Annotated in this window: 23 protein-coding genes; 18 read left to right on the top strand and 5 right to left on the bottom strand. The window is 54.4% G+C overall.

Annotation, left to right across the window (positions count from 1 at the left end; translation table 11 throughout):
• Nucleotides 1-41 precede the first annotated feature (41 nt).
• The 4 genes from QVF11_RS21635 to ubiA all read left to right on the top strand — a co-directional run bounded on the left by QVF11_RS21635 (nt 42) and on the right by ubiA (nt 3,935).
• Nucleotides 42-1,331 (top strand): maltoporin, encoded by a 1,290-nt coding sequence (locus QVF11_RS21635; protein WP_287859142.1) that lies wholly within the window; start codon nt 42-44, stop codon nt 1,329-1,331.
• A 112-nt stretch (nt 1,332-1,443) separates the two neighbouring features.
• Complete coding sequence (gene malM, locus QVF11_RS21630) at nt 1,444-2,367, top strand: maltose operon protein MalM (protein ID WP_287859139.1); 924 nt, start codon at nt 1,444-1,446, stop codon at nt 2,365-2,367.
• A gap of 188 nt (nt 2,368-2,555) precedes the next feature.
• Nucleotides 2,556-3,053: a chorismate lyase gene (gene ubiC, locus QVF11_RS21625; protein ID WP_287859136.1), complete on the top strand. Its 498-nt coding sequence runs from the start codon at nt 2,556-2,558 to the stop codon at nt 3,051-3,053.
• A 12-nt stretch (nt 3,054-3,065) separates the two neighbouring features.
• Nucleotides 3,066-3,935 (top strand): 4-hydroxybenzoate octaprenyltransferase, encoded by an 870-nt coding sequence (ubiA, locus tag QVF11_RS21620; protein ID WP_287859133.1) that lies wholly within the window; start codon nt 3,066-3,068, stop codon nt 3,933-3,935.
• Nucleotides 3,936-4,037: 102 nt separating this feature from the next.
• Here the strand turns inward: ubiA and plsB are convergent, their stop codons facing one another.
• Entirely contained in the window at nt 4,038-6,461 is a 2,424-nt protein-coding gene (gene plsB, locus QVF11_RS21615) for a glycerol-3-phosphate 1-O-acyltransferase PlsB (RefSeq protein ID WP_112215898.1), read from the bottom strand.
• Nucleotides 6,462-6,590: 129 nt separating this feature from the next.
• Between plsB and QVF11_RS21610 the strand changes: the two genes are divergently transcribed.
• The 4 genes from QVF11_RS21610 to QVF11_RS21595 all read left to right on the top strand — a co-directional run bounded on the left by QVF11_RS21610 (nt 6,591) and on the right by QVF11_RS21595 (nt 9,424).
• A complete protein-coding gene (locus QVF11_RS21610; RefSeq protein WP_112215897.1) occupies nt 6,591-6,959 on the top strand; it encodes a diacylglycerol kinase in 369 nt (122 codons plus the stop codon).
• Between the two features lie 122 nt (nt 6,960-7,081).
• The gene (gene lexA / locus QVF11_RS21605) at nt 7,082-7,690 is read left to right on the top strand and encodes a transcriptional repressor LexA (protein ID WP_112215896.1); all 609 of its coding nucleotides are present in this window, start codon (nt 7,082-7,084) and stop codon (nt 7,688-7,690) included.
• A gap of 71 nt (nt 7,691-7,761) precedes the next feature.
• A complete protein-coding gene (dinF, locus tag QVF11_RS21600; protein WP_142514426.1) occupies nt 7,762-9,078 on the top strand; it encodes an MATE family efflux transporter DinF in 1,317 nt (438 codons plus the stop codon).
• 136 nt (nt 9,079-9,214) lie between these two features.
• Entirely contained in the window at nt 9,215-9,424 is a 210-nt protein-coding gene (locus QVF11_RS21595) for a CsbD family protein (RefSeq protein ID WP_110274589.1), read from the top strand.
• A gap of 345 nt (nt 9,425-9,769) precedes the next feature.
• Here QVF11_RS21595 and zur read toward each other — a convergent pair whose 3' ends face one another.
• Entirely contained in the window at nt 9,770-10,285 is a 516-nt protein-coding gene (gene zur / locus QVF11_RS21590; protein WP_112215895.1) for a zinc uptake transcriptional repressor Zur, read from the bottom strand.
• A 113-nt stretch (nt 10,286-10,398) separates the two neighbouring features.
• Here zur and QVF11_RS21585 point away from each other — a divergent pair, with 113 nt between their 5' ends.
• From QVF11_RS21585 to pspG, 3 genes are all read left to right on the top strand, one after another.
• Nucleotides 10,399-10,887 carry a cupin domain-containing protein gene (locus tag QVF11_RS21585; RefSeq protein ID WP_112215894.1) on the top strand — a complete coding sequence of 163 codons (489 nt, stop codon included), beginning with the start codon at nt 10,399-10,401 and terminating at the stop codon, nt 10,885-10,887.
• 104 nt (nt 10,888-10,991) lie between these two features.
• The gene (gene dusA, locus QVF11_RS21580; RefSeq protein ID WP_112215893.1) at nt 10,992-11,990 is read left to right on the top strand and encodes a tRNA dihydrouridine(20/20a) synthase DusA; all 999 of its coding nucleotides are present in this window, start codon (nt 10,992-10,994) and stop codon (nt 11,988-11,990) included.
• A 141-nt stretch (nt 11,991-12,131) separates the two neighbouring features.
• Nucleotides 12,132-12,374 (top strand): envelope stress response protein PspG, encoded by a 243-nt coding sequence (gene pspG / locus QVF11_RS21575; protein ID WP_112215892.1) that lies wholly within the window; start codon nt 12,132-12,134, stop codon nt 12,372-12,374.
• A 169-nt stretch (nt 12,375-12,543) separates the two neighbouring features.
• Here the strand turns inward: pspG and QVF11_RS21570 are convergent, their stop codons facing one another.
• On the bottom strand, nt 12,544-13,527 hold the full coding sequence (locus tag QVF11_RS21570; protein ID WP_112215891.1) for a quinone oxidoreductase: 984 nt from the start codon (nt 13,525-13,527) through the stop codon (nt 12,544-12,546).
• 61 nt (nt 13,528-13,588) lie between these two features.
• Here QVF11_RS21570 and dnaB point away from each other — a divergent pair, with 61 nt between their 5' ends.
• The 6 genes from dnaB to QVF11_RS21540 all read left to right on the top strand — a co-directional run bounded on the left by dnaB (nt 13,589) and on the right by QVF11_RS21540 (nt 19,430).
• Nucleotides 13,589-15,004 carry a replicative DNA helicase gene (gene dnaB / locus QVF11_RS21565; RefSeq protein ID WP_112215890.1) on the top strand — a complete coding sequence of 472 codons (1,416 nt, stop codon included), beginning with the start codon at nt 13,589-13,591 and terminating at the stop codon, nt 15,002-15,004.
• 144 nt (nt 15,005-15,148) lie between these two features.
• Nucleotides 15,149-16,228: an alanine racemase gene (gene alr, locus QVF11_RS21560; RefSeq protein ID WP_112215889.1), complete on the top strand. Its 1,080-nt coding sequence runs from the start codon at nt 15,149-15,151 to the stop codon at nt 16,226-16,228.
• A 182-nt stretch (nt 16,229-16,410) separates the two neighbouring features.
• The gene (gene tyrB / locus QVF11_RS21555) at nt 16,411-17,604 is read left to right on the top strand and encodes an aromatic amino acid transaminase (RefSeq protein ID WP_287859125.1); all 1,194 of its coding nucleotides are present in this window, start codon (nt 16,411-16,413) and stop codon (nt 17,602-17,604) included.
• 197 nt (nt 17,605-17,801) lie between these two features.
• Nucleotides 17,802-18,515 (top strand): acid phosphatase AphA, encoded by a 714-nt coding sequence (gene aphA, locus QVF11_RS21550; protein WP_142514429.1) that lies wholly within the window; start codon nt 17,802-17,804, stop codon nt 18,513-18,515.
• Between the two features lie 142 nt (nt 18,516-18,657).
• Complete coding sequence (locus tag QVF11_RS21545) at nt 18,658-19,074, top strand: secondary thiamine-phosphate synthase enzyme YjbQ (RefSeq protein ID WP_110274579.1); 417 nt, start codon at nt 18,658-18,660, stop codon at nt 19,072-19,074.
• 2 nt (nt 19,075-19,076) lie between these two features.
• Nucleotides 19,077-19,430, top strand: coding sequence for an MmcQ/YjbR family DNA-binding protein (locus QVF11_RS21540; RefSeq protein WP_287859122.1), 354 nt, complete (start codon nt 19,077-19,079; stop codon nt 19,428-19,430).
• Between the two features lie 14 nt (nt 19,431-19,444).
• Here the strand turns inward: QVF11_RS21540 and QVF11_RS21535 are convergent, their stop codons facing one another.
• Complete coding sequence (locus QVF11_RS21535) at nt 19,445-19,576, bottom strand: hypothetical protein (RefSeq protein ID WP_287859121.1); 132 nt, start codon at nt 19,574-19,576, stop codon at nt 19,445-19,447.
• A gap of 349 nt (nt 19,577-19,925) precedes the next feature.
• On the bottom strand, nt 19,926-22,751 hold the full coding sequence (gene uvrA, locus QVF11_RS21530; protein ID WP_112215886.1) for an excinuclease ABC subunit UvrA: 2,826 nt from the start codon (nt 22,749-22,751) through the stop codon (nt 19,926-19,928).
• Between the two features lie 250 nt (nt 22,752-23,001).
• Here uvrA and ssb1 point away from each other — a divergent pair, with 250 nt between their 5' ends.
• A complete protein-coding gene (gene ssb1, locus QVF11_RS21525; RefSeq protein WP_110274575.1) occupies nt 23,002-23,538 on the top strand; it encodes a single-stranded DNA-binding protein SSB1 in 537 nt (178 codons plus the stop codon).
• The last annotated feature ends 52 nt before the right edge of the window (nt 23,539-23,590 follow it).

Here is a 23,590-nt window from a genome sequence, read left to right as displayed (position 1 = left end):
GGCGAAACGTTCTAAGAAAAGCAATGATCTCAGGAGATAGAATGATGATTACTCTGCGCAAACTTCCACTGGCGATCGCCGTTGCAGCAGGCGTTATGTCTGCTCAGGCGCTGGCCGTTGATTTCCATGGCTATGCTCGTTCTGGTATCGGCTGGACCGGTAGCGGTGGTTCACAGGAATGTTTCAAAGCAACAGGTGCTCAAAGTAAATACCGTCTCGGTAACGAATGTGAAACCTATGCGGAACTGAAGCTGGGCCAGGAATTATGGAAAGAGGGTGACAAGAGTTTTTATTTCGATACTAACGTCGCGTATTCCGTAGACCAACAGGATGACTGGGAAAGTACCTCTCCTGCATTCCGTGAAGCTAACATCCAGGGTAAAAACCTGATTGACTGGTTACCGGGTTCTACCCTGTGGGCCGGTAAGCGCTTCTACCAGCGTCATGACGTTCACATGATCGACTTCTACTACTGGGATATCTCCGGTCCTGGCGCAGGCCTGGAAAACGTGGATGTTGGCTTCGGTAAACTCTCTCTGGCAGCAACCCGTAACTCTGAAAGCGGCGGTTCTTACACTTTCTCCAGCGATGACACCAAGAAATATGCTTCTAAAACCGCGAATGACGTCTTCGACGTGCGTCTGGCCGGTATGGAAATTAACCCAGGCGGCGTACTGGAGTTAGGCGTGGACTATGGCCGTGCTAACCCGCAGGATGACTACCGTCTGGCTGATGGCGCATCGAAAGATGGCTGGATGTTCACTGGTGAACATACTCAGTCTATCTGGGGCGGCTTCAACAAGTTTGTTGTTCAGTATGCGACCGACTCGATGACTTCCTGGAACAGCGGCCACTCTCAGGGTACCAGCATTGATAACAACGGCAGCATGATCCGCGTTCTGGATCACGGCGCGATGGACTTCAACGATGACTGGGGCCTGATGTACGTTGCGATGTACCAGGATGTGGATCTGGACAGCAACAACGGTTCTACCTGGTACACTGTCGGTGTTCGTCCGATGTACAAATGGACGCCGATCATGAGCACCCAGTTGGAAGTCGGTTACGACAACGTGAAATCCCAGCGTACCAGCGAAAACAACAACCAGTACAAAATTACTCTGGCCCAGCAATGGCAGGCAGGTAACAGCGTCTGGTCCCGTCCGGCAATCCGTATTTTCGCCACCTACGCGAAATGGGATGAAAACTGGGGTAACAGCAACACCTCCGGTCTGCAGACTAAAGACAGCAGCGGTAATGGTCTCCTGACTAACAGCCGCGGTAGCGATAGCGAAGTTACCTTCGGCGCGCAGATGGAAGTTTGGTGGTAATTCAGTAGTCATTATGTCGTAACACGGAGGGGCTTATGCCCCTCCTGATTATTCAGAATTAGCGCGCTATTGCCTGGCTACCGCTAAATCTATGCTATCCGAGGTGAGAACAATGAAAATGAAGAAAACTCTCGTCGCCCTGTGTTTATCTGCAGGGATGTTGGCATGCGTGCCGGGGATTAGCCTTGCCGATGTCAACTTCGTACCACAAAACACCAGCGCAGCCCCCTCCATACCTGGCGCTGCCCTGCAGCAATTAATCTGGACTCCAGTTGATCAATCTAAGACGCAGTCCGTTGATTTACTCACCGGCGGGCAACGTTTAGATGTTGCTGGTATCTCTGGCCCGGTTGCCGCCTGGAGCGTTCCGGCGAATATTGGCGAGCTGACTCTGACGCTCACTAGCGAAGTAAATAAGCAAAAACAAATTTTTGCCCCGAACGTACTGATTCTTGACCAGAATATGACGCCATCCGCGTTCTTCCCCAGTAGCTACTTTACCTATCAGCAGCCTGGCGTGATGACCGCAGATCGGCTTGAGGGCGTGATGCGCCTGACTCCGGCATTAGGACAGCAGAAGCTTTACGTGCTGGTCTTTACAACGGAAAAAGATTTACAGCAAACCACAACGTTGATGGATCCGGCGAAGGCTTACGCTAAAGGCGCAGGCAATGCGATCCCGGATATTCCAGACCCGATTGCCAGGCACACCACCGATGGCGTGCTGAAGCTAAAAGTGAAAACCAATAGCGGCTCTAGCGTGTTGGTCGGCCCACTGTTTGGTTCGTCCGGTCCAGGCCCTGTAACCGTCGGTAATACGGCGGCACCTGTTGCTGCACCGGTAGCCGCCCCAGCCCCGGCGGCGAAAAGCGAGCCGATGCTTGATGACACCGAAACCTACTTCAACAACGGCATTAAGCAGGCGGTCGCTAAAGGCGATATCGACAAAGCTCTGAAATTGATGAACGAAGCTGAACGTCTTGGCTCGAAATCTGCTCGTTCCACCTTTATCAGCAGTGTAAAAGGCAAGGGGTGATCGTCTCCCCACAATGCTGATGTTTAGGCACAGCCTTTAGGTGCGTCCGCCTGGGCGCACCTTTTTTTATCGCGCGATGGCCGCTGTTGCATGGCTGTTGCGCGGATGATCGTATATTGACGTTTGCCCGCCCCCATCGACCCATTCTGCGATACAATAGTTTCTCGTTATGTTCCGGAGAATCAGGCATGTCACATCCTGCGCTGACGCAACTGCGTGCGCTGCGTTATTTTGCCACTCAGCCCCCGATGGATGCGCATCTGCGCGATTGGTTATTGCTTGAAGACTCAATGACCAAACGTTTTGAGCAACAGGGGAAAAAAGTCAGCGTTATCATGGTAAACGAAGGTTTTGTTGGACGCGAAGCGCTGGCGGGTGAAGAGACCCTGCTCGCGGATGAACCGCGCTACTGGCTGCGGGAAATTATCCTTTGCGCCGATGATGAACCCTGGCTGGCTGGTCGCACTATCGTGCCGGAGTCGACGCTCAATGGTCCGGAATTGGCGCTGCAACAGCTTGGGCAGACGCCTCTGGGCCGCTATCTGTTTACGTCATCTACGCTAACCCGTGACTTTATTGAAATTGGTCGTCATGCAGAGCTTTGGGGGCGTCGTTCCCGCCTCCGGCTGAGTGGCAAACCGCTGCTGCTGACAGAACTGTTTCTGCCTGCATCGCCGTTGTATTAAGAGGAAGAGAAAATGGAGTGGAGTCTGACGCAGAACAAGCTGTTGGCGTTTCACCGCCTGATGCGGACTGACAAACCGATTGGCGCGCTGCTGCTGTTGTGGCCGACGCTGTGGGCGCTGTGGGTAGCAACGCCGGGGATACCACCGCTGTGGATCCTCGCCGTTTTTGTCGCGGGCGTCTGGCTGATGCGCGCTGCCGGTTGCGTAGTGAATGACTATGCAGATCGTAAGTTTGACGGCCACGTTAAGCGCACCGCCCGCCGCCCGCTGCCAAGCGGCGACGTCACCGAAAAAGAGGCGAGAACGCTGTTTATTGTGCTGGTGCTGTTCTCGTTTCTTCTGGTGTTGACCTTAAACACCATGACTATTTTGCTGTCGGTCGCCGCGCTGGCGCTGGCGTGGGTTTATCCATTTATGAAACGCTACACTCACCTGCCTCAGGTGGTGCTGGGAGCGGCGTTTGGCTGGTCGATTCCAATGGCATTTTCGGCGGTGAGCGAATCTCTGCCGCTGAGTTGCTGGCTGATGTTTCTCGCCAATATCCTGTGGGCGGTGGCCTACGATACCCAGTATGCGATGGTCGATCGCGATGACGACGTGAAAATCGGTATTAAATCGACGGCGATTCTGTTTGGCGATAACGATCGTCTCATCATCGGCATCTTACAGGTCGCGGTGCTGGCCTTGATGGCGGCAATAGGCTGGCTGAACGGTCTGGGTTGGGAGTATTACTGGTCATTGCTTATCGCCGCAGCGCTGTTTGTCTGGCAGCAGAAGCTGATATTTAGACGTGAACGCGATGACTGCTTTAAGGCGTTTTTAAACAATAACTATGTGGGGCTGGTGCTGTTTCTTGGCCTGGCGATGGGGTATATGCAGTAGTTTTGTGGTTTACCCGGCTTGCGGCGTAAACGCCTTAGCCGGGCGACAAACAGTCTGGTAGCCCGGCTAAGCGTAGCGCAAGCCGGGATCGCTCTTCAAACTTTACGCTTCATCCTGAGTAACGCTTTCAATCGTTAGACGCACATCAGAAGTAATCAGGTCTGCCAGCATGCGGTAGATCTTTAATGTCTCTTCCGGCTCGGCATCCCCGGTATCGCTGATATAGCCTGCGTCACGCAGGGTCAACACCAGAGTACTGAACACCGCCTTATCGAAGAACTCCGGCGCGTTAATACCGTGCAGCACGGACAGACGCTGAGCCACGGTGCGGCTCTCTTTCTCCAGCGAACTGCGGTTCATGGACGGGTTGGCACTCAGCAGCCAGAAGGTGATGGCATAACGTTGCAGCGTTTCACGTGCGCCAGCGGCCAGCAGTTGCAGAGAGCGGGCGTGCGACGGATTGACGCTCACTTCGTCTTCGTTCAGGGCGATCAGTCCCTGACGCTGCATCTCAGCAATCAGCGCATCGACGACCCCCCTCAGCTCGGCTTTCTCCCAACGCAGGAACAGCTCAGCCTTCAGGAATGGATAGAACATCTCGACATGACGCAATATTTCGGCGCGGGTAATGCGACGATGCTGGGTCACAATGGCGGCTAACAGCGACGGCATCACCAGCATGTGGGCGATGTTGTTGCGATAATAGGTCATCAACACTGCCTGCTCGCGCGGCAGAATGATGATATCGCCAATGGTGTCTTTCTCGACTTCGAACTTGTTCATCTGTAGCGCGTGGTCGATAAGCTCGCTGGCTGAGGCCTCAGGTGTTGTGGCATCCGGCGAATAAGGCACGTTGCGCAGCAGGGCGAGATAGCACTCCAGCTGTTCGGTGAGCTGCTCGCGAGTCAGAGAACGCTGACGAGAGGCCAGCAGCGCGGTACAGCACAGGTTCATGGCGTTTGCCGCGCCGGCGTTGTTGATACGCACCATCAGATCGGAGGCGATGTTGTTCACCGTCGGCGTCAACCATGACGGGCGGACCGCTTCGATAGGATCGATAGCCTCGCGCCAGTCAGGGACATGCTGGTTGAGATAGGTCATCAACGGCAGCGGTTCGCCGAAGTTGACGTAGCCCTGGCCGAGGTTGCGCAGTTTGCTGAGGCCTTTCAACATCTGTGGCAGGCTCTCTTTCTCTTTCGTCGCCCCGCGCAGCTCTTTGGCGTAGGTACCGACTTCCATCACGTGCTCGTAGCCGATATAAATCGGCACCAGGGTGATAGGGCGGGTACCGCCGCGCAGCATCGCCTGGATCGTCATCGACAGGGTGCCTGTTTTTGGGTCCAGTAGGCGTCCGGTACGTGAACGACCGCCCTCAACGAAGTACTCCACCGAGTAGCCGCGGCTGAACAGCTCGCCCAGATATTCGCGGAACACCGTTGAATAGAGCTTATTCCCTTTGAAGGTGCGGCGAATAAAGAACGCGCCGCCACGACGGAAAATTGGCCCGGCAGGCCAGAAGTTCAGGTTGATACCGGCGGCGATATGCGGCGGCACCAGTCCCTGGTGATAGATGACGTAAGAGAGCAGCAGATAGTCCATATGGCTGCGGTGGCACGGGACGTAGACTATCTCGTGGCCTTCATGTGCCAGCTGGCGTACGCGCTCGGCGTTATGGACGTTAATGCCCTGATACAGTCGGTTCCAGGTGAAGCCCAGTACGCGGTCGGTCAGGCGAATCATTTCATAAGAGAAGTTTGCGGCGATCTCTTCCATCAAGGCGATGGCGTTTTGCTGGGCCTTCTCGTGGGAAATTTTCTTGCTACGCGCTTCGTCTTCTACAGCGCGGGCAATGGCTTTTGACGCCAGCAGCTTGTTGAACAGATCCTGTCGTGCGGGCAGACGCGGACCGACGGCCGCCAGGCGCTGGCGGGCGAAGTGCATACGCGCCACGCGGGCCAGCTTTTGGGCGATAATTTTATCGGTACCGTGCTCGTCTGCCATTTTGCGCAGAGAGACCGAAGGCGAGAAACGCACAAAGCTGTCGCGACCCAACCACAGAACGGCGAAGAATTTTTGAATGCCGTTTAGCATACGCAGCGGCGGGTTCACTTCGCCTTTTTCACGCCCTGGAGCACGACCAAACATCACCGAAACCGGCACCATCTGCACGTCAAGGTCGGGATGATTGCGGTGCAGATCCAGATAATCATGGAACAGCTTGATGGATTCTTCTTTCGGCGTGTAGTAGGTGAAAACACGCGGGCCGCCATGAATAAACACGTAGCGTGGAAGCAGGGTACCATCGATCTCCAGCGGCTCAAGCGGGTCCGGTAATTCATGTTCCAGACATTGAGCGCGAAGCGTCAGCAGGTCCGCCTTCGAATTGTAGGGCAGGACGTACATGATGGGACGTGAGGTATCCAGGCCCAATTCCTGAGCAGGTTGTGCCGGAATTGACTTGCTTTTTACCAGTGCCCTTAATGGTAAATTCAGTAATTTATAGTAAATTCGTTGCCAGCCAGACATAGACGATGTGAAGCCTCTGGTTAATCATGCAAATGCGCCGCAAGAATAACAGAAAGTGCGCAAAATTTCCGTTGTAACGCGGCAAACGCGTACACTCATTGACGTCATTTACATAAAAAGGTTTGTTTGATGGCCAATAATACCACTGGGTTAACCCGAATCGTTAAAGCCGCGGGGTATTCCTGGAAAGGATTCCGTGCGGCGTGGATCAATGAGGCCGCATTTCGTCAGGAAGGCATAGCTGCCATTATTGCCGTGGTGATAGCCTGCTGGCTGGATGTCGATGCCATCACGCGCGTTTTGCTGATTGGCTCGGTCCTGATAGTGATGATAGTTGAAATTATCAACAGCGCGATTGAAGCGGTCGTTGACCGTATTGGCCCTGAACATCATGAGTTGTCTGGCCGCGCGAAAGATATGGGCTCTGCGGCGGTCCTGTTGGCAATTATTATCGCGTTGATCACATGGGGAACGCTGTTGTGGTCAAACTACCGCTAAGCCATGCCATAGCGGCTCGCAAAACAGAAAGAAACTCCTGATTTTTGTGTGAAATGTGGTTCCAAAATCACCGTTAGCTGTATATACTCACAGCATAACTGTATATACACCCAGGGGGCGGAATGAAAGCGTTAACGACCAGGCAGCGAGAGGTGTTTGATCTCATTCGGGATCATATCAGCCAGACGGGCATGCCGCCGACGCGTGCGGAGATTGCTCAGCGCTTGGGGTTTCGTTCCCCAAACGCGGCGGAAGAACACCTGAAAGCGCTGGCGCGTAAAGGCGCAATCGAGATCGTTTCCGGTGCCTCCCGCGGTATTCGTCTGCTGACGGAAGAAGAAAGCGGCCTGCCGCTTGTCGGCCGCGTCGCAGCAGGTGAACCACTGCTCGCACAGCAGCACATCGAAGGCCACTACCAGGTCGATCCGGCAATGTTTAAGCCGAATGCCGATTTTCTGCTGCGCGTAAGCGGAATGTCCATGAAAGACATCGGTATACTGGATGGCGACCTGCTTGCGGTACATAAAACTCAGGATGTGCGCAATGGCCAGGTTGTTGTGGCCCGCATTGACGATGAAGTTACCGTGAAGCGTCTGAAAAAACAGGGTAACGTCGTCGAACTGCTGCCTGAAAACAGCGAATTTACCCCAATCGTGGTGGATTTACGCCAGCAAAGTTTCACTATTGAAGGCCTGGCTGTCGGCGTTATCCGCAACGGCAACTGGCAGTAACCTCTTCATCTCGCAGCATCATCTGATACATGATGCTGCGCTGTCTTACTTCTTCATTTGGGCTCTTCCCCATGCTTTTTAACGCCGCCGATAAAGCCCTGTGGCGCTTAGCGCTGCCCATGATTTTCTCTAATATCACCGTTCCTTTGCTGGGGCTGGTGGATACCGCTGTTATCGGTCATCTTGATAGCCCGGTTTATCTGGGCGGCGTTGCGGTTGGCGCAATGGCGACCAGCTTTCTCTTCATGCTGCTCCTGTTTTTGCGCATGAGTACTACTGGTCTGACGGCCCAGGCATTCGGCGCGAAAGATCCCCAACGGCTGGCGCGTGCGCTGGTGCAGCCGCTGGGGCTGGCACTGGCTGCCGGGATAGCCATCGTCCTATTCAGAATGCCGTTAATTAATCTGGCGCTGCACATCGTCGGCGGCAGTGATGCGGTGCTTGAACAGGCCCGCCGTTTCCTCGAGATTCGTTGGCTGAGCGCTCCGGCATCCCTGGCGAATCTGGTGCTGCTGGGCTGGCTGTTGGGCGTGCAGTATGCCCGTGCACCAGTGATCCTGCTGGTCGTCGGTAATGTACTCAACATCGTGCTCGATTTATGGCTGGTAATGGGCCTGCATATGAACGTGCAGGGCGCGGCCCTGGCGACCGTAACAGCAGAATACGCCACCTTTTTCATTGGACTCGTTATGGCGAAACGCGTGCTGGTACTGCGGGGCGTTTCGCTATCGATGCTGAAAACCGCGTGGCGCGGCGATGTGCGCCGTCTTCTGGCGCTGAACCGCGACATTATGCTGCGCTCGCTGCTGCTACAACTGTGTTTTGGGGCGATGACGGTATATGGCGCCCGCCTTGGCGCTGACGTTGTAGCGGTCAATGCGGTGCTGATGACCATGCTCACCTTTACCGCCTACGCGCTGGATGGTTTTGCCTACGCCGTGGAGGCGCACTCCGGGCAGGCTTACGGTGCCCGCGACGGCAGCCAACTGCTTGAGGTATGGCGTGCGGCCTGCCGTCAGTCAGGCATGGTAGCGCTGGCGTTTGCGCTGATTTACAGCCTTGCTGGCGAGCAGATTATCGCCTTGCTAACGTCGCTCCCTTCTCTGCAGCAACTCGCCGACCGCTATCTCATCTGGCAGACAATACTGCCGGTCATTGGCGTCTGGTGCTACCTGTTGGATGGCATGTTTATCGGCGCAACGCGCGGGGCAGAGATGCGTAACAGCATGGCGGTAGCGGCGGCGGGATTCGCCCTGACGCTGCTGACGGTACCGGTTCTTGGTAATCATGGTCTATGGTTGGCGCTGGCGGTGTTTCTTGCCCTGCGCGGGGCTTCACTGGCAATCGTCTGGCGGCGTCACTGGCAGCGCGACACCTGGTTTTCATAGCGTATATTGTTAATATGATGGTTAAAGATTCCGAATAATAAATCTTACTCAGAATACTCATCTATAGTTAAGTCATGTCCGGCACACTGCGGGCTGTTCATTCACCGAACGATCACCGAACGATGAGGATGACATGATGAATAAAGATGAAATCGGCGGTAACTGGAAACAGCTGAAAGGTAAAGCGAAAGAACAATGGGGCAAACTTACCGACGATGATATGACCGTCATCGAGGGTAAGCGCGACCAGCTGGTTGGCAGAATTCAGGAACGCTATGGATACGCCAAAGATCAGGCCGAGAAAGAAGTGAAGGATTGGGAAACTAAAAACGATTATCGCTGGTAGCGAAAACGTCGTGTTTTAATCCCCTTATTATTGCCTGTCCTAACGATTTATACCCTAAATAATTTGAGTTGCAGGACAAAACGGTTAACCGTTTTGAACAGCGCTTGCGCTGGCCCCGAGGGGGTGAGGCTGAAGGCCGAATCACGCGGCAACGCAGAGAATCCCCAGGAGCTGACTCCAGTAAGTGACTGGGGCGAGCGACAAATCTGTCTGGAACAGATTTGAACGCCGTATCCCGGCGGCCTGAAGGGCGAGGCTCATGGATGAGCCGAGTAACAAAGCCAACGCACATGCAACTTGAAGTATGACGGGTATACACCCTTGATTCCCGCTGCGGCTAACGCCTCAGCGGGCTTTCTTTTTGATCAGGATGGTGTGGTCATGATGGCAGTGCCCTGGCGTACTGCACGCTTCCACCTCCACACAGGCGGCGCACAGGCCGTGAGCTTCAATCACATTGTGACGCAGGGCAAAACCCATTCTTGCCGCCAGCGTATGCATAATATCTTCTACACCTTCCGCGCACTCTTCTTTGACGCTGCCGCAACGGTCGCAGATAAACATCGCCGAGCTGTGGGTTGGCTGATCGAAAAGATGGCACAGCACGTAGCTATTGGTGGACTCCACCTTATGCACGAACCCTTGCTCCAGCAGAAACTCCAGCGCCCGATAAACCGTCGGCGGCTTAGCCTGAGGTTCTTTTTCGCGCAGCAGATCGAGCAGGTCATAGGCGCTAATAGCCCCTTTTTGCAGGCTCATTAGACGCAACACTTCAAGGCGCTGCGGGGTCAGGCGCACGCCACGCTGCGCGCAGAGCTTTTCAGCATGCGCTAACATTTGTTGCGAAGTGGTCTTATCCATGAGCGTCCTCTGGTTGCGTGAATTCGAAGCTGTTACTTTATCACGATCCCAGTAAAACACCGAGACCCACCAGGCATGCTATACATGATGCATCTCATTTTCGGGAGAAAACGATGAAACGACCTGATTGCATTCGACATTGGCGCGAACTGGAAGGTGCGGACGATTCCACCTATCCCGACAGTACGGAGCTTTTCTCTATTGGCGCACCGTTGGCGCGCGGCCTGCGCCTGAACCGCTTAGGGATTCATCACGAGCGCTTGCTGCCCGGGCGTCGTACCTCTTATCCGCATGCGGAAAGCGATGAAGAAGAATTTATCTACGTGTTGGATGGTTATCCTGAAGTGTGGATCAACGGCTATCTCTGGAAGCTGGAGCCGGGGGATAGCGTCGGTTTTCCTGCCGGAACCGGCGTTTGCCACACTTTCCTTAACAACACCGAACAGGAAGTTCGCCTGTTAGTGGTGGGGGAGGCGAACAAAAAATATAATCGCATTTACTATCCACTTAACCCCGGCTATGCCGCCACGCGCCAGGATCGCTGGGTCGATCATCCACCGCAGTTTTTTGGCCCGCACGACGGTAAGCCGCGGAGAAAATAGCGCTTCTTACCGGATAGAGAATGTGAACGCTGGCGCGATGCGCCAGTGGTTTATCTTTATGCTATAGTAGCGCCCCTTTTTACCCGGATGCTTATTTATTCGCCATGATGTCAGAATCAACGCCCACTGCTTTTGCTGCTCACCGTTTTTCCATCGCGCCGATGCTCGACTGGACCGACAGACACTGCCGTTACTTCCTGCGTCAACTGTCGCGCCATACGCTGCTGTACACCGAAATGGTGACCACCGGCGCGATTATCCACGGTAAAGGCGACTATCTGGCCTATAGCGAAGAAGAACATCCGGTTGCTTTGCAACTGGGCGGCAGCGATCCGGCAGCGCTGGCGCACTGCGCGAAGCTGGCTCAAGCGCGCGGATACGATGAAATAAACCTCAACGTCGGCTGCCCTTCCGATCGCGTGCAAAACGGCATGTTTGGTGCCTGCCTGATGGGCAACGCGCAACTGGTGGCGGATTGCGTCAAGGCGATGCGCGACGTGGTGTCCATCCCGGTGACGGTTAAAACCCGTATTGGCATTGACGACCAGGATAGCTACGAGTTTCTGTGTGATTTCATCGAAACGGTCTCCGTAAAAGGCGAGTGCGAGATGTTTATCATCCATGCACGTAAAGCCTGGCTTTCCGGCCTGAGCCCGAAAGAGAACCGTGAGATCCCACCGCTGGACTACCCGCGCGTTTACCAGCTCAAGCGCGATTTCCCGCATCTGACCATGTCCATCAACGGTGGCATCAAGTCGCTGGAAGAGGCAAAGCTGCACCTTGGGCATATGGATGGGGTGATGGTGGGGCGTGAGGCTTACCAGAATCCAGGTATTCTGGCTTCGGTTGACCGGGAAATTTTCGGCATTGAAGGCATCGATCCCGATCCGGTTGCTGTGGTTCGCGCGATGTATCCTTATATCGAACGTGAACTGAGTAGCGGCACTTACCTGGGCCATGTGACGCGTCATATGCTGGGGCTATTTCAGGGGATCCCGGGCGCACGTCAATGGCGTCGCTATCTGAGTGAGAATGCGCATAAAGCCGGTGCCGATATTAATGTGCTGGAGCAGGCGTTGCAGCTGGTTGCCGACAAGCGTTAATTTTTTCACTAAAACCTGGTCAAATTCACCACGCCTTGCGTTAATTACGCAGGGCGTTTTGCTTTAAATTCAATAAGTTAAATTTGGCACGATTTTTGTAATATCCGGGAAGACATACAGAAATTCTTTGGGGAGAAGACGATGCTGGAACTCTTATTTGTTATTGGCTTTTTTGTCATGCTGTTGGTCACCGGCGTATCGCTGCTGGGAATTATCGCCGCAATAGTCGTCGCAACCGCGCTGATGTTTGTCGGCGGCCTGTTTGCATTAATGATTAAACTGTTGCCATGGTTGCTGCTGGCCGTTGTTGTCGTCTGGGTGATTCGGGCGATAAAATCGCCAACTGAAAGTCGTTATCACCGTAATAACCGTTGGCGTTACTAAGGTATTGAGCGGTATGTCACAACCTGAAGATTTTTGCATAAAGCAGCGTAGGCTTTGCTTATTAAATCTGTCACTATTAGCGCGTTAACGAATTCATCGAGCTGTACCCTACATACAGCCGAACAAAAAAAGTAAGGGCTTCCTATATGGAAGCCCTAAACTTTTGTTATCAGGGCAATAGCAAACTCGAACCCTGCGTTGCCCGACTTTCCAGCACCTCATGTGCGCGCCTGGCATCGGTTAGCGCATACTTTTGGCTCTCTGCCACATCCACTTTTATCACGCCGCTGGCGATCAGCGAGAACAGCTCATTGCTGGCTTCCGTCAGCTCTTCGCGAGTGGTGATATAGCCTTGTAGCGAAGGGCGAGTCACATATAGCGAACCCTTCTGGTTGAGTATTCCAAGGTTTACGCCGGTCACCGGACCGGACGAGTTGCCGAAGCTAACCATCAGTCCCCGGCGCTGCAGGCAGTCGAGTGACGCCTCCCAGGTATCCTTGCCTACCGAGTCATAGACCACGTTAACTTTCTTACCGCCGGTTATCTCTTTTAAGCGCTCGACGATATTCTCGTCGCGATAGTTAATGATCTCCCAGGCACCGGCCTTTTTAGCGCGCTCCGCTTTTTGCGCGCTGCCGACGGTGCCGATCAGTTTAGCGCCCAGCGCTTTTGCCCACTGGCAGGCAATCAATCCTACGCCACCGGCTGCCGCGTGAAACAGGAACGGTTCACCCGCCTTAATTTCGTGGGTTTTGCGCAGCAGATAATAGACCGTCAACCCTTTCAGGAATGAGGCTGCCGCCTGCTCGAAAGAGATAGCGTCAGGTAAAATGGCGGCTTTATCGGCAGGTACGTTATGCACCGAACTGTAGGCCCCCAGCATGGATTGCGCATAAACCACCCGATCTCCCGCTTTAATATGCTTCACGCCGCTGCCGACTTTACTCACTATGCCCGCGGCTTCAGTGCCCAGTCCGCTCGGCAATGATGGCGGCGGGTAGAGGCCGCTGCGGATGTAAGTATCAATGTAGTTGATACCGATGGCCTTATTCTCTACCTGAATTTCGTGCTCTGCGGGATCTTTCGGCGTGAACTCCACCGCTTGCAGAACTTCAGGCCCTCCGTGCTTGTGAAATTCAATTCGTGTTGCCATGCTTCCTCCATAAATGTGGTAATCTTTCGACCCATTCACTATCTCGGTAACTCCATTCACTATGGCAGGAAATAAACCCTTCAACAAACCACAGACTGAACCCCGCGAACGAGATTATCAGGTCGCCGGGTTGAAAGTCCCGCCGCACTCGATTGAAGCGGAGCAGTCGGTGTTGGGTGGTTTAATGCTGGATAACGAACGCTGGGACGATGTTGCCGAGCGCGTGGTTTCGGAAGATTTTTATACTCGTCCGCATCGCCATATTTTTACTGAAATGGCGCGCCTGCAAGAATCGGGTAGCCCGATTGACCTGATCACGCTCGCGGAATCGCTGGAGCGTCAGGGGCAACTGGACAGCGTCGGCGGATTCGCCTATCTGGCGGAATTATCAAAAAATACGCCAAGTGCGGCGAACATCAGCGCATACGCCGATATTGTTCGCGAACGGGCGGTAGTACGCGAAATGATCTCGGTGGCCAATGAGATTGCCGAAGCGGGTTTCGATCCACAGGGCCGCACCAGTGAAGATCTGCTCGATCTGGCTGAGTCCAGAGTCTTCAAGATTGCCGAAAGCCGCGCCAATAAAGATGAAGGCCCCAAAAATATTGCTGACGTGCTGGATGCCACCGTCGCGCGTATTGAGCAGCTATTTCAGCAGCCGCATGACGGCGTTACCGGGGTCAATACCGGCTATGACGATCTCAACAAAAAGACCGCCGGTCTTCAGCCGTCGGACCTGATAATCGTCGCCGCGCGTCCGTCGATGGGTAAGACGACCTTTGCAATGAACCTCGTTGAAAACGCAGCGATGTTGCAGGATAAACCGGTCTTAATCTTCAGTCTTGAGATGCCCTCGGAACAGATTATGATGCGTTCTCTGGCTTCGCTGTCTCGCGTTGACCAGACCCGCATTCGTACCGGTCAGCTTGACGACGAAGACTGGGCGCGGATTTCCGGCACCATGGGGATCCTGCTGGAAAAACGCAACATCTATATTGATGACTCCTCCGGCCTGACGCCAACGGAAGTGCGCTCCCGCGCGCGCCGTATTGCCCGTGAGCATGATGGTATCGGTCTTATCATGATCGACTACCTGCAATTGATGCGCGTGCCGTCGCTCTCCGATAACCGAACTCTGGAAATTGCCGAAATTTCCCGCTCTTTGAAGGCGCTGGCCAAAGAACTTCATGTCCCGGTGGTCGCACTGTCGCAGCTTAACCGCTCTCTGGAACAGCGTGCGGATAAGCGCCCAGTCAACTCGGACCTGCGTGAGTCCGGCTCCATCGAGCAGGATGCTGACTTAATCATGTTTATCTATCGTGACGAGGTGTATCACGAGAACAGTGATTTAAAAGGCATCGCAGAAATTATTATTGGTAAACAGCGTAACGGCCCCATCGGGACGGTACGTTTGACGTTTAACGGTCAGTGGTCGCGCTTTGACAACTATGCCGGTCCACAATACGACGACGAGTAAATCTCCGTCATCCTTCATGCCGCAGATGCGTTGACTACGCCTGTCACCCCGGTCACTTAGTTTACTAAGCTCCCGGGGATTCTCAGGCTTGTCGCCTTCCTGCAACACGAATGATTTAGGAGATTCTTTTATTAAGGAATTTAAATGCAAGCGGCAACTGTAGTCATTAACCGCCGCGCTCTGCGACACAACCTGCAACGTCTACGCGAACTGGCTCCTGCCAGCAAGCTGGTTGCGGTGGTGAAAGCGAACGCCTACGGACACGGTCTTCTTGAGACCGCGCGAACGCTCCCTGACGCCGATGCCTTTGGCGTCGCCCGTCTCGAAGAGGCCTTGCGCCTGCGCGCGGGCGGCATCGCCCAGCCGATTCTGCTGCTGGAGGGGTTCTTTGAGGCCGCCGACCTGCCGGTGATTTCTGCCCAGCGTCTGCAGACCGCGGTACATAGCCCGGAACAGCTGGCGGCGCTGGAAGAGGCTGATTTACCCGAACCCGTGACCGTGTGGATGAAGCTGGATACCGGGATGCATCGACTCGGCGTTCTGCCGGAACAGGCCGAGGCTTTTTATCAGCGCCTTAGCCAGTGCAAAAACGTCCGCCAGCCGGTCAACGTGGTCAGCCACTTTGCTCGTGCGGATGAGCCTGAGTGCGGTGCGACTGAACGTCAGCTGGATATCTTTACTTCTTTCACAGAGGGTAAACCGGGGCTGCGTTCCATCGCTGCTTCGGGCGGGATTTTGCTGTGGCCGCAGTCGCACTTCGACTGGGCGCGTCCGGGAATTATTCTCTACGGCGTATCGCCGCTGGAAAACCAGTCGACAGGTGCGGATTTTGGTTGCCAGCCAGTGATGTCGCTGACTTCGAGCCTGATAGCGGTCCGCGAGCATAAAACCGGTGAACCGGTTGGCTACGGCGGTACCTGGATAAGCGAGCGCGATACGCGTTTAGGTGTGGTGGCGATGGGCTACGGCGATGGTTATCCGCGCGCTGCGCCGTCCGGAACGCCGGTGCTGGTCAATGGCCGCGAGGTGCCGATTGTTGGACGCGTGGCGATGGATATGATTTGCGTCGATCTCGGGCCCGAATCGCAGGATAAATCGGGCGACCCGGTCGTGCTCTGGGGTGAAGGCTTGCCCGTCGAACGTATTGCTGAGATCACAAAAGTAAGTGCTTACGAACTTATCACGCGCCTGACTTCAAGGGTGTCAATGAAGTACGTAGATTAATCCATACCTCGGTCGGGCTATGCTGAGGTCAGGTAGCCTGGACAAGGCGCGTCAAGCGCCGCCTCCGGGACGGTCACCTATTTGTTATTGCTCTGTTTTATCCACCAACATCCTCTCGATCTTCCTGCGCATCCGGTTTATTGTGTAATAACCTGCCTTATGTAAACCTGGAGAAACATCACGTGTTTCAGAAAGTTGACGCCTACGCTGGCGACCCCATTCTCTCCCTGATGGAGCGTTTCAAAGAAGATCCGCGGAGTGACAAAGTAAACCTCAGCATCGGTCTTTATTACAACGAAGATGGAATTATCCCGCAGCTACAGGCGGTTGCGGAGGCGGAAGCGCGCCTTAATGCTCAGCCGCACGGTGCTTCTGTGTATTTACCGATGGAAGGGCTGAATACCTACCGTCATGCGATTGCACCGCTGCTGTTCGGGGCTGACCATCCGGTACTAGTGCAGAATCGCGTCGCTTCCATTCAAACTCTGGGTGGTTCCGGTGCGCTGAGAGTGGGTGCTGATTTCCTGAAATACTACTTCGCTGACTCGCGTGTATGGGTGAGTGACCCGACGTGGGAAAACCACATCGCAATATTTGAAGGGGCTGGCTTCGAAGTAAGTACTTACCCTTGGTTTGATGATGAGACCAACGGCGTGCGTTTCGAGGCTTTCCTGGAGAAACTCAACACCCTGCCGGAGCGCGATATCGTGCTGCTGCATCCGTGCTGCCATAACCCAACGGGGGCTGATCTGAGCAATGCCCAGTGGGATGAGGTGGTTAAGGTGCTGAAAACACGCAATCTGATCCCCTTCCTGGATATCGCCTATCAGGGCTTCGGTGCCGGAATCGAAGAGGATGCCTACGCTATCCGCGCGATCGCCAGCGCCGGAATACCGATGCTCGTCAGCAACTCTTTCTCAAAAATCTTCTCCCTGTATGGTGAGCGCGTTGGCGGTTTGTCGGTGGTTTGCGAAGATGCGGAAACCGCGGGTCGCGTACTGGGACAATTAAAAGCGACCGTGCGTCGCAACTACTCCAGCCCACCGAATTTTGGTGCGCAGGTTGTGGCGGCAGTATTAAACGATACGGAGCTGAAAGCCTCATGGCTGGCGGAAGTTGAAGGGATGCGTACCCGTATTCTGGCTATGCGTCAGGAACTGGTTAACGTGCTCAAAGATACGGTGCCCGGAGGTAACTTTGATTACCTGCTTAAGCAGCGTGGAATGTTTAGCTATACCGGATTCAGCGCGGCTCAGGTTGATCGCCTACGCGATGAATTTGGCGTCTACCTGATCGCCAGCGGCCGCATGTGCGTGGCCGGGCTGAATTCACGCAACGTCCAGCGCGTGGCGCAGGCATTTGCTGCCGTAATATAAGTTTTTACTGACCGCTTTTGCCCTTGCCAATATTTTGGCGAGGGTAATTCCCTTCCTGAAGTGTGATCATTCTCTTTTTATATGACATCTGAGTAGAAAAACCTTCCTATCCGCGCCAGTGGGGGTTAAGGTCTTGATGCATTAATAAGCACACACATTATTGAAAATAATAACGATTCGATTATTTAGGGAAAAATATGCGCAAGATCACCCTGGCCTTTGGGGCCGTCTGCTTACTGTTCACGCTAAATAGCTCCGTCGTTGCCCGTGCCTCCACTCCGCAGCCACTGTGGACGGGCACTAATATGGCGAAACTCGCCGAACAGGCACCTATCCATTGGGTTTCCGTGGCTCAGATTGAAAATAGCCTGTTGGGACGCCAGCCGATGGCCGTCGGCTTTGATATTGATGATACGGTTCTGTTTTCCAGCCCTGGCTTCTGGCGCGGGCAGAAAACCTATTCTCCCGGCAGCGATGATTATCTAAAAAACCCGGAGTTCTGGGAAAAAATGAACAACGGCTGGGATGAATTCAGCATGCCGAAAGAGGTCGCTCGCCAGCTGATCGCGATGCATGTTAAACGTGGCGATAGCATCTATTTTGTCACCGGCCGCAGCCAGACCAAAACAGAAACGGTATCAAAAACCTTGCAGGATGATTTCCTGATCCCGGCCACAAATATGAATCCGGTTATTTTTGCCGGTGACAAGCCGGGACAGAATACAAAGACGCAATGGTTGCAGGAGAAAGACATCAAAGTCTTCTACGGTGATTCAGATAATGATATTGCCGCTGCTCGTGACGTCGGTGCTCGTGGTATCCGCATCCTGCGGGCTTCAAACTCGTCCTATAAGCCACTGCCGATGGCGGGAGCTCAGGGCGAAGAGGTGATTGTGAATTCGGAATATTAAGCCGCCAGGCGAGTTAATCATTTATCGTAAAAACGGCAGCCCGCAAACTGCCGTTTTTTTGTGCAAAATAAAGCGTCAAAGGTTTTACCTTTTTGCTTATTGCTGCACACTTAGGAGGATTCACTGGTAAAAGGAGTCGTTCATGTGGCATCAGCAAACTCTGACCTTAGGGCCGAAATCTCGGGGCTTTCACCTGGTCACTGATGAAGTTCTGGGTCAAATTCGCGAGCTGTCGCGCGTTAAGACCGGCCTGCTGCATCTGCTGCTCCAACATACATCGGCTTCCCTGACGCTAAACGAAAACTGCGATCCGACCGTTCGCTACGACATGGAACAGCATTTTCTCAATGCTGTGCCGGACAACGCGCCGTATGAACACGATTATGAAGGTCCCGATGATATGCCCTCGCACATTAAGTCGTCGATGCTTGGCGTATCGCTGATGCTACCTGTTCAGGACGGGCGCGTTAGACTGGGGATCTGGCAGGGTATCTGGCTAGGGGAGCACCGTATTCACGGCGGATCGCGCCATATCATCGCGACGCTCACAGGGGAATAAAGATGACAATTTCGGAGTTATTGCGCTACTGCATGGCGAAATCGGGTGCGGAGCAAAGCGTGCATAGCGACTGGAAAGCCACGCAGATCAAAGTGGCAGACGTGTTGTTTGCGATGGTAAAAGAGGTGGAAGACAATCGGCCTGCGGTATCGTTAAAGGCCAGCCCGGAGCTTGCTCAGCTGTTGCGGGAGCAGCATCACGATGTTCGTCCCAGTAGACATTTGAATAAAGCCCACTGGAGTACGGTGTTCCTTGACGGCTCCCTGCCGGATTCACAGATTTACTACCTGGTCGATGCTTCTTACCAGCAGGCGCTTGATATGCTCCCTGAAGGTAAGCGCAAGTTGTTGTCATAAAAACTACAGGCCGCCTAATAGCGCCAGCAGCGTGATATCAAAGAGTCGAAGCAGCAATGCGCCTGCATCGCGATACGTTCGTTGTTAGCACGAATGGCGGCAATATCACGCTGCCCTTGCAGCAGAGTCAGATAGTCCTGGGTCAACCAGCCCCGCGCCTTCTCCTGTAAGGCCTGAAGCGTTAGCGTTCCGGCGTCGCGGATGCCGCTATCATCATCGTTAATGATGTCTTTTATTCGCTGTAACCACTCCGCCGTATTGACTCCGGCGTCAGTGCGGTATCCTGGCTGGATACTTGCGCGTATAGCCGCTGGTAGTTTTGCTTCAGTACGAGCAGATTATCCTGCCGCAGCGTATCGCTATTGTTTAACGCCAGGCTGAATAGCTGACGAATCTGGCTATCCTCTTGCCTGAGCAGCGGCCGATCAACAGGCGTTACCGCGGCATCGGTGATGAAATGATGCCTCTTCCCGTGACGAGAAGAGGCAGATGAACTTACTTCAGCATTGGTTTGAGGAAGTGTGCAGTATATGAAGCTTCACACTCGGCGACGGTTTCAGGCGTTCCGGAAACGAGGATTTCACCGCCGCCGCTACCGCCTTCTGGACCGAGGTCGACAATCCAGTCAGCCGTTTTGATAACGTCCAGATTGTGTTCGATCACCACAATGGTATTGCCCTGGTCACGCAGCTGATGCAGAACTTCCAGCAGCTGCTGGATATCGGCAAAGTGCAGACCGGTAGTCGGTTCATCAAGGATATACAGCGTCTGCCCGGTACCGCGTTTGGACAGCTCACGGGCCAGCTTGACGCGCTGGGCCTCACCGCCGGAGAGCGTGGTCGCCGACTGACCAAGGCGAATATAGGTCAAACCGACATCCATCAGGGTCTGGAGCTTACGCGCCAGCGCCGGAACCGCATCAAAGAACTCACGCGCTTCTTCAATAGTCATATCCAGCACTTCATGAATCGTTTTGCCTTTGTACTTAATCTCCAGCGTTTCGCGGTTATAGCGCTTGCCTTTGCACTGGTCGCACGGCACGTAGATATCCGGCAAGAAGTGCATTTCGACTTTGATCACGCCATCGCCCTGGCAGGCTTCACAGCGCCCGCCGCGTACGTTAAAGCTGAAGCGGCCCGGCGTATAGCCACGTGAACGTGATTCAGGGACGCCAGCAAACAGTTCACGGACCGGCGTAAAGACGCCAGTGTAGGTTGCCGGGTTGGAACGCGGTGTCCGGCCAATGGGGCTCTGGTCGATGTCGATGACTTTATCGAAGTGCTCCAGCCCCTGAACGTCGCGGTACGGTGCGGGTTCCGCGATGGTTGCACCGTTAAGCTGGCGCTGTGCGATCGGGAACAGCGTATCGTTAATCAGCGTTGATTTACCCGAGCCGGATACACCGGTAATGCAGGTAAACAGGCCCACCGGCAGCGTCAGCGTCACGTCTTTCAGGTTGTTGCCACGCGCGCCGGTCAGCTTCAGCACTTTTTCCGGATTGGCGGGCACGCGCTGTGTCGGCACCTCAATTTTGCGTTTACCGCTCATAAACTGGCCGGTCAGCGATTCCGGCACCGCCATAATATCTTCCAGCTTACCTTCGGCCACGACCTGACCGCCATGTACGCCAGCACCTGGGCCGATATCGATAACGTGGTCAGCGGCGCGAATGGCGTCTTCATCGTGCTCGACAACGATAACGGTGTTGCCGAGATTACGCAGGTGGATCAGGGTGCCGAGCAGACGCTCATTATCGCGCTGGTGTAGGCCGATAGAGGGCTCATCCAGCACGTACATCACGCCGACCAAACCTGCGCCGATCTGGCTGGCGAGGCGGATACGCTGAGCCTCACCGCCGGAGAGAGTTTCCGCCGAACGGGAAAGCGTCAGGTAATTCAGGCCGACGTTAACGAGGAATTTCAGACGATCGCCAATCTCTTTCAGCACTTTCTCGGCGATTTGCGCGCGCTGACCGGATAGCTTCAGATTGTTGAAGAAGTCCATCGCGTGGCCGATGCTCATATCCGAGATGGTCGGCAGCGGCGTATTTTCCACGAATACGTGTCGTGCTTCGCGACGCAGACGCGTGCCGCCGCAGCTGGTGCAAGAGCGGTTGCTGATGAATTTCGCCAGCTCTTCGCGCACGGCGCTGGATTCGGTCTCTTTATAGCGGCGCTCCATATTATGTAAAACGCCTTCGAACGGATGACGGCGAACGGAAGTGTCGCCGCGATCGTTCATGTATTTGAATTCAATATTCTCTTTGCCTGAGCCGTATAGAACGACTTTCTGCACATTGGCGTTCAGCGTGCCCCACGGTGCTTCAACATCGAATTCATAATGTTCCGCCAGCGATTTCAGCATCTGGAAATAGTAAAAATTGCGCCGATCCCAACCACGAATCGCGCCACCCGCCAGCGATAGCTCCGGGTTCTGAATGACGCGCTCAGGGTCGAAATATTGCTGTACGCCCAGGCCGTCGCAGGTTGGACAAGCGCCTGCCGGATTGTTGAAGGAGAACAGGCGCGGTTCGAGCTCGCGCATGCTGTAGCCGCAAATCGGGCAGGCGAAGTTAGCGGAAAATAGCAGCTCTTCCGCTTTGGGATCGTCCATATTGGCGACGATGGCGCTCCCGCCGGAAAGCTCCAGCGCGGTTTCAAAGGACTCGGCCAGACGCGTGCTGAGATCTTCGCGCACCTTGAAGCGGTCGATTACCACTTCGATGGTGTGTTTCTTTTGCAGTTCAAGCTTCGGCGGATCGGAGAGATCGCAGACTTCGCCGTCGATCCTTGCGCGGATGTATCCTTGCCCGGCGAGGTTCTCCAGCGTTTTGTTATGCTCACCTTTGCGCTCTTTAATGATCGGCGCCAGCAGCATCAGACGCTGACCTTCCGGCTGCGAGAGCACGTTATCGACCATCTGGCTGACGGTTTGCGCCGCCAGCGGGACGTCGTGATCCGGGCAACGAGGTTCACCGACGCGAGCGTACAGCAGACGCAGGTAGTCGTGAATTTCAGTAATCGTACCTACCGTTGAGCGGGGGTTATGGGACGTTGATTTCTGTTCAATGGAAATCGCTGGCGACAGCCCTTCGATGTGGTCAACATCAGGTTTCTCCATCAGCGACAGGAACTGCCGTGCATAGGCGGAGAGCGACTCAACGTAACGACGCTGTCCTTCGGCATACAAGGTGTCGAAAGCCAGTGAGGATTTGCCTGAACCCGAAAGCCCGGTGACGACAATGAGTTTGTCGCGTGGGATGACGAGGTTGATATTTTTGAGATTGTGGGTGCGGGCGCCCCGAACTTCGATCTTATCCATTCACCTTTCCCGGTAGATACGCGGATTGCCTGATTTGCTTGAAGGACAAACGGCAGAAACGGCTAATTATGACACAATTTAACCTGTTTGAATATACAGTATTGGAATGCATTTTCCGATGGGCTGTGTAAAAATGTCAGGTCGCGCGTGATATCTGGAAGCTTCTTCGCAGCTATCAAAATACCACCTGGAAATGGTACACTCGCGCGTTTACACTATTTATTAATAAACGCATTCAGGAGAGACAAACATGGCCAGCAGAGGCGTAAACAAGGTGATTCTCGTCGGTAACCTGGGCCAGGACCCGGAAGTACGCTATATGCCTAGTGGTGGCGCAGTTGCCAACATTACGCTGGCTACTTCCGAATCCTGGCGTGACAAAGCGACCGGTGAGATGAAAGAGCAGACTGAATGGCACCGCGTGGTGCTGTTCGGTAAGTTGGCAGAAGTGGCTGGAGAATACCTGCGTAAGGGTTCCCAGGTCTATATCGAAGGCCAGCTGCGTACCCGTAAATGGACCGATCAATCCGGTCAGGAAAAATACACCACCGAGATCGTGGTTAACGTTGGCGGCACGATGCAAATGCTCGGCGGCCGTCAGCAGGGCGCAGGCGCTCCGGCAGGTGGCAACGCAGGCGGTCAGCAGCAGGGCGGTTGGGGTCAACCTCAGCAGCCGCAGGGGGGCAACCAGTTCAGCGGCGGCGCGCAGTCTCGTCCGCAGCAGCAGGCTCCGGCAGCACCTTCCAATGAACCGCCGATGGACTTTGACGACGATATCCCGTTCTAAAAAATACCATAGACCTTTTTGTAAAGTTTTAAACTGTAAGCCCCGTTAATCG

Origin of the sequence: Klebsiella sp., from assembly GCF_027492335.1 — a bacterium.
Taxonomy (GTDB): domain Bacteria; phylum Pseudomonadota; class Gammaproteobacteria; order Enterobacterales; family Enterobacteriaceae; genus Klebsiella; species Klebsiella huaxiensis.
This window is presented reverse-complemented; position numbering and strand designations above follow the sequence as displayed.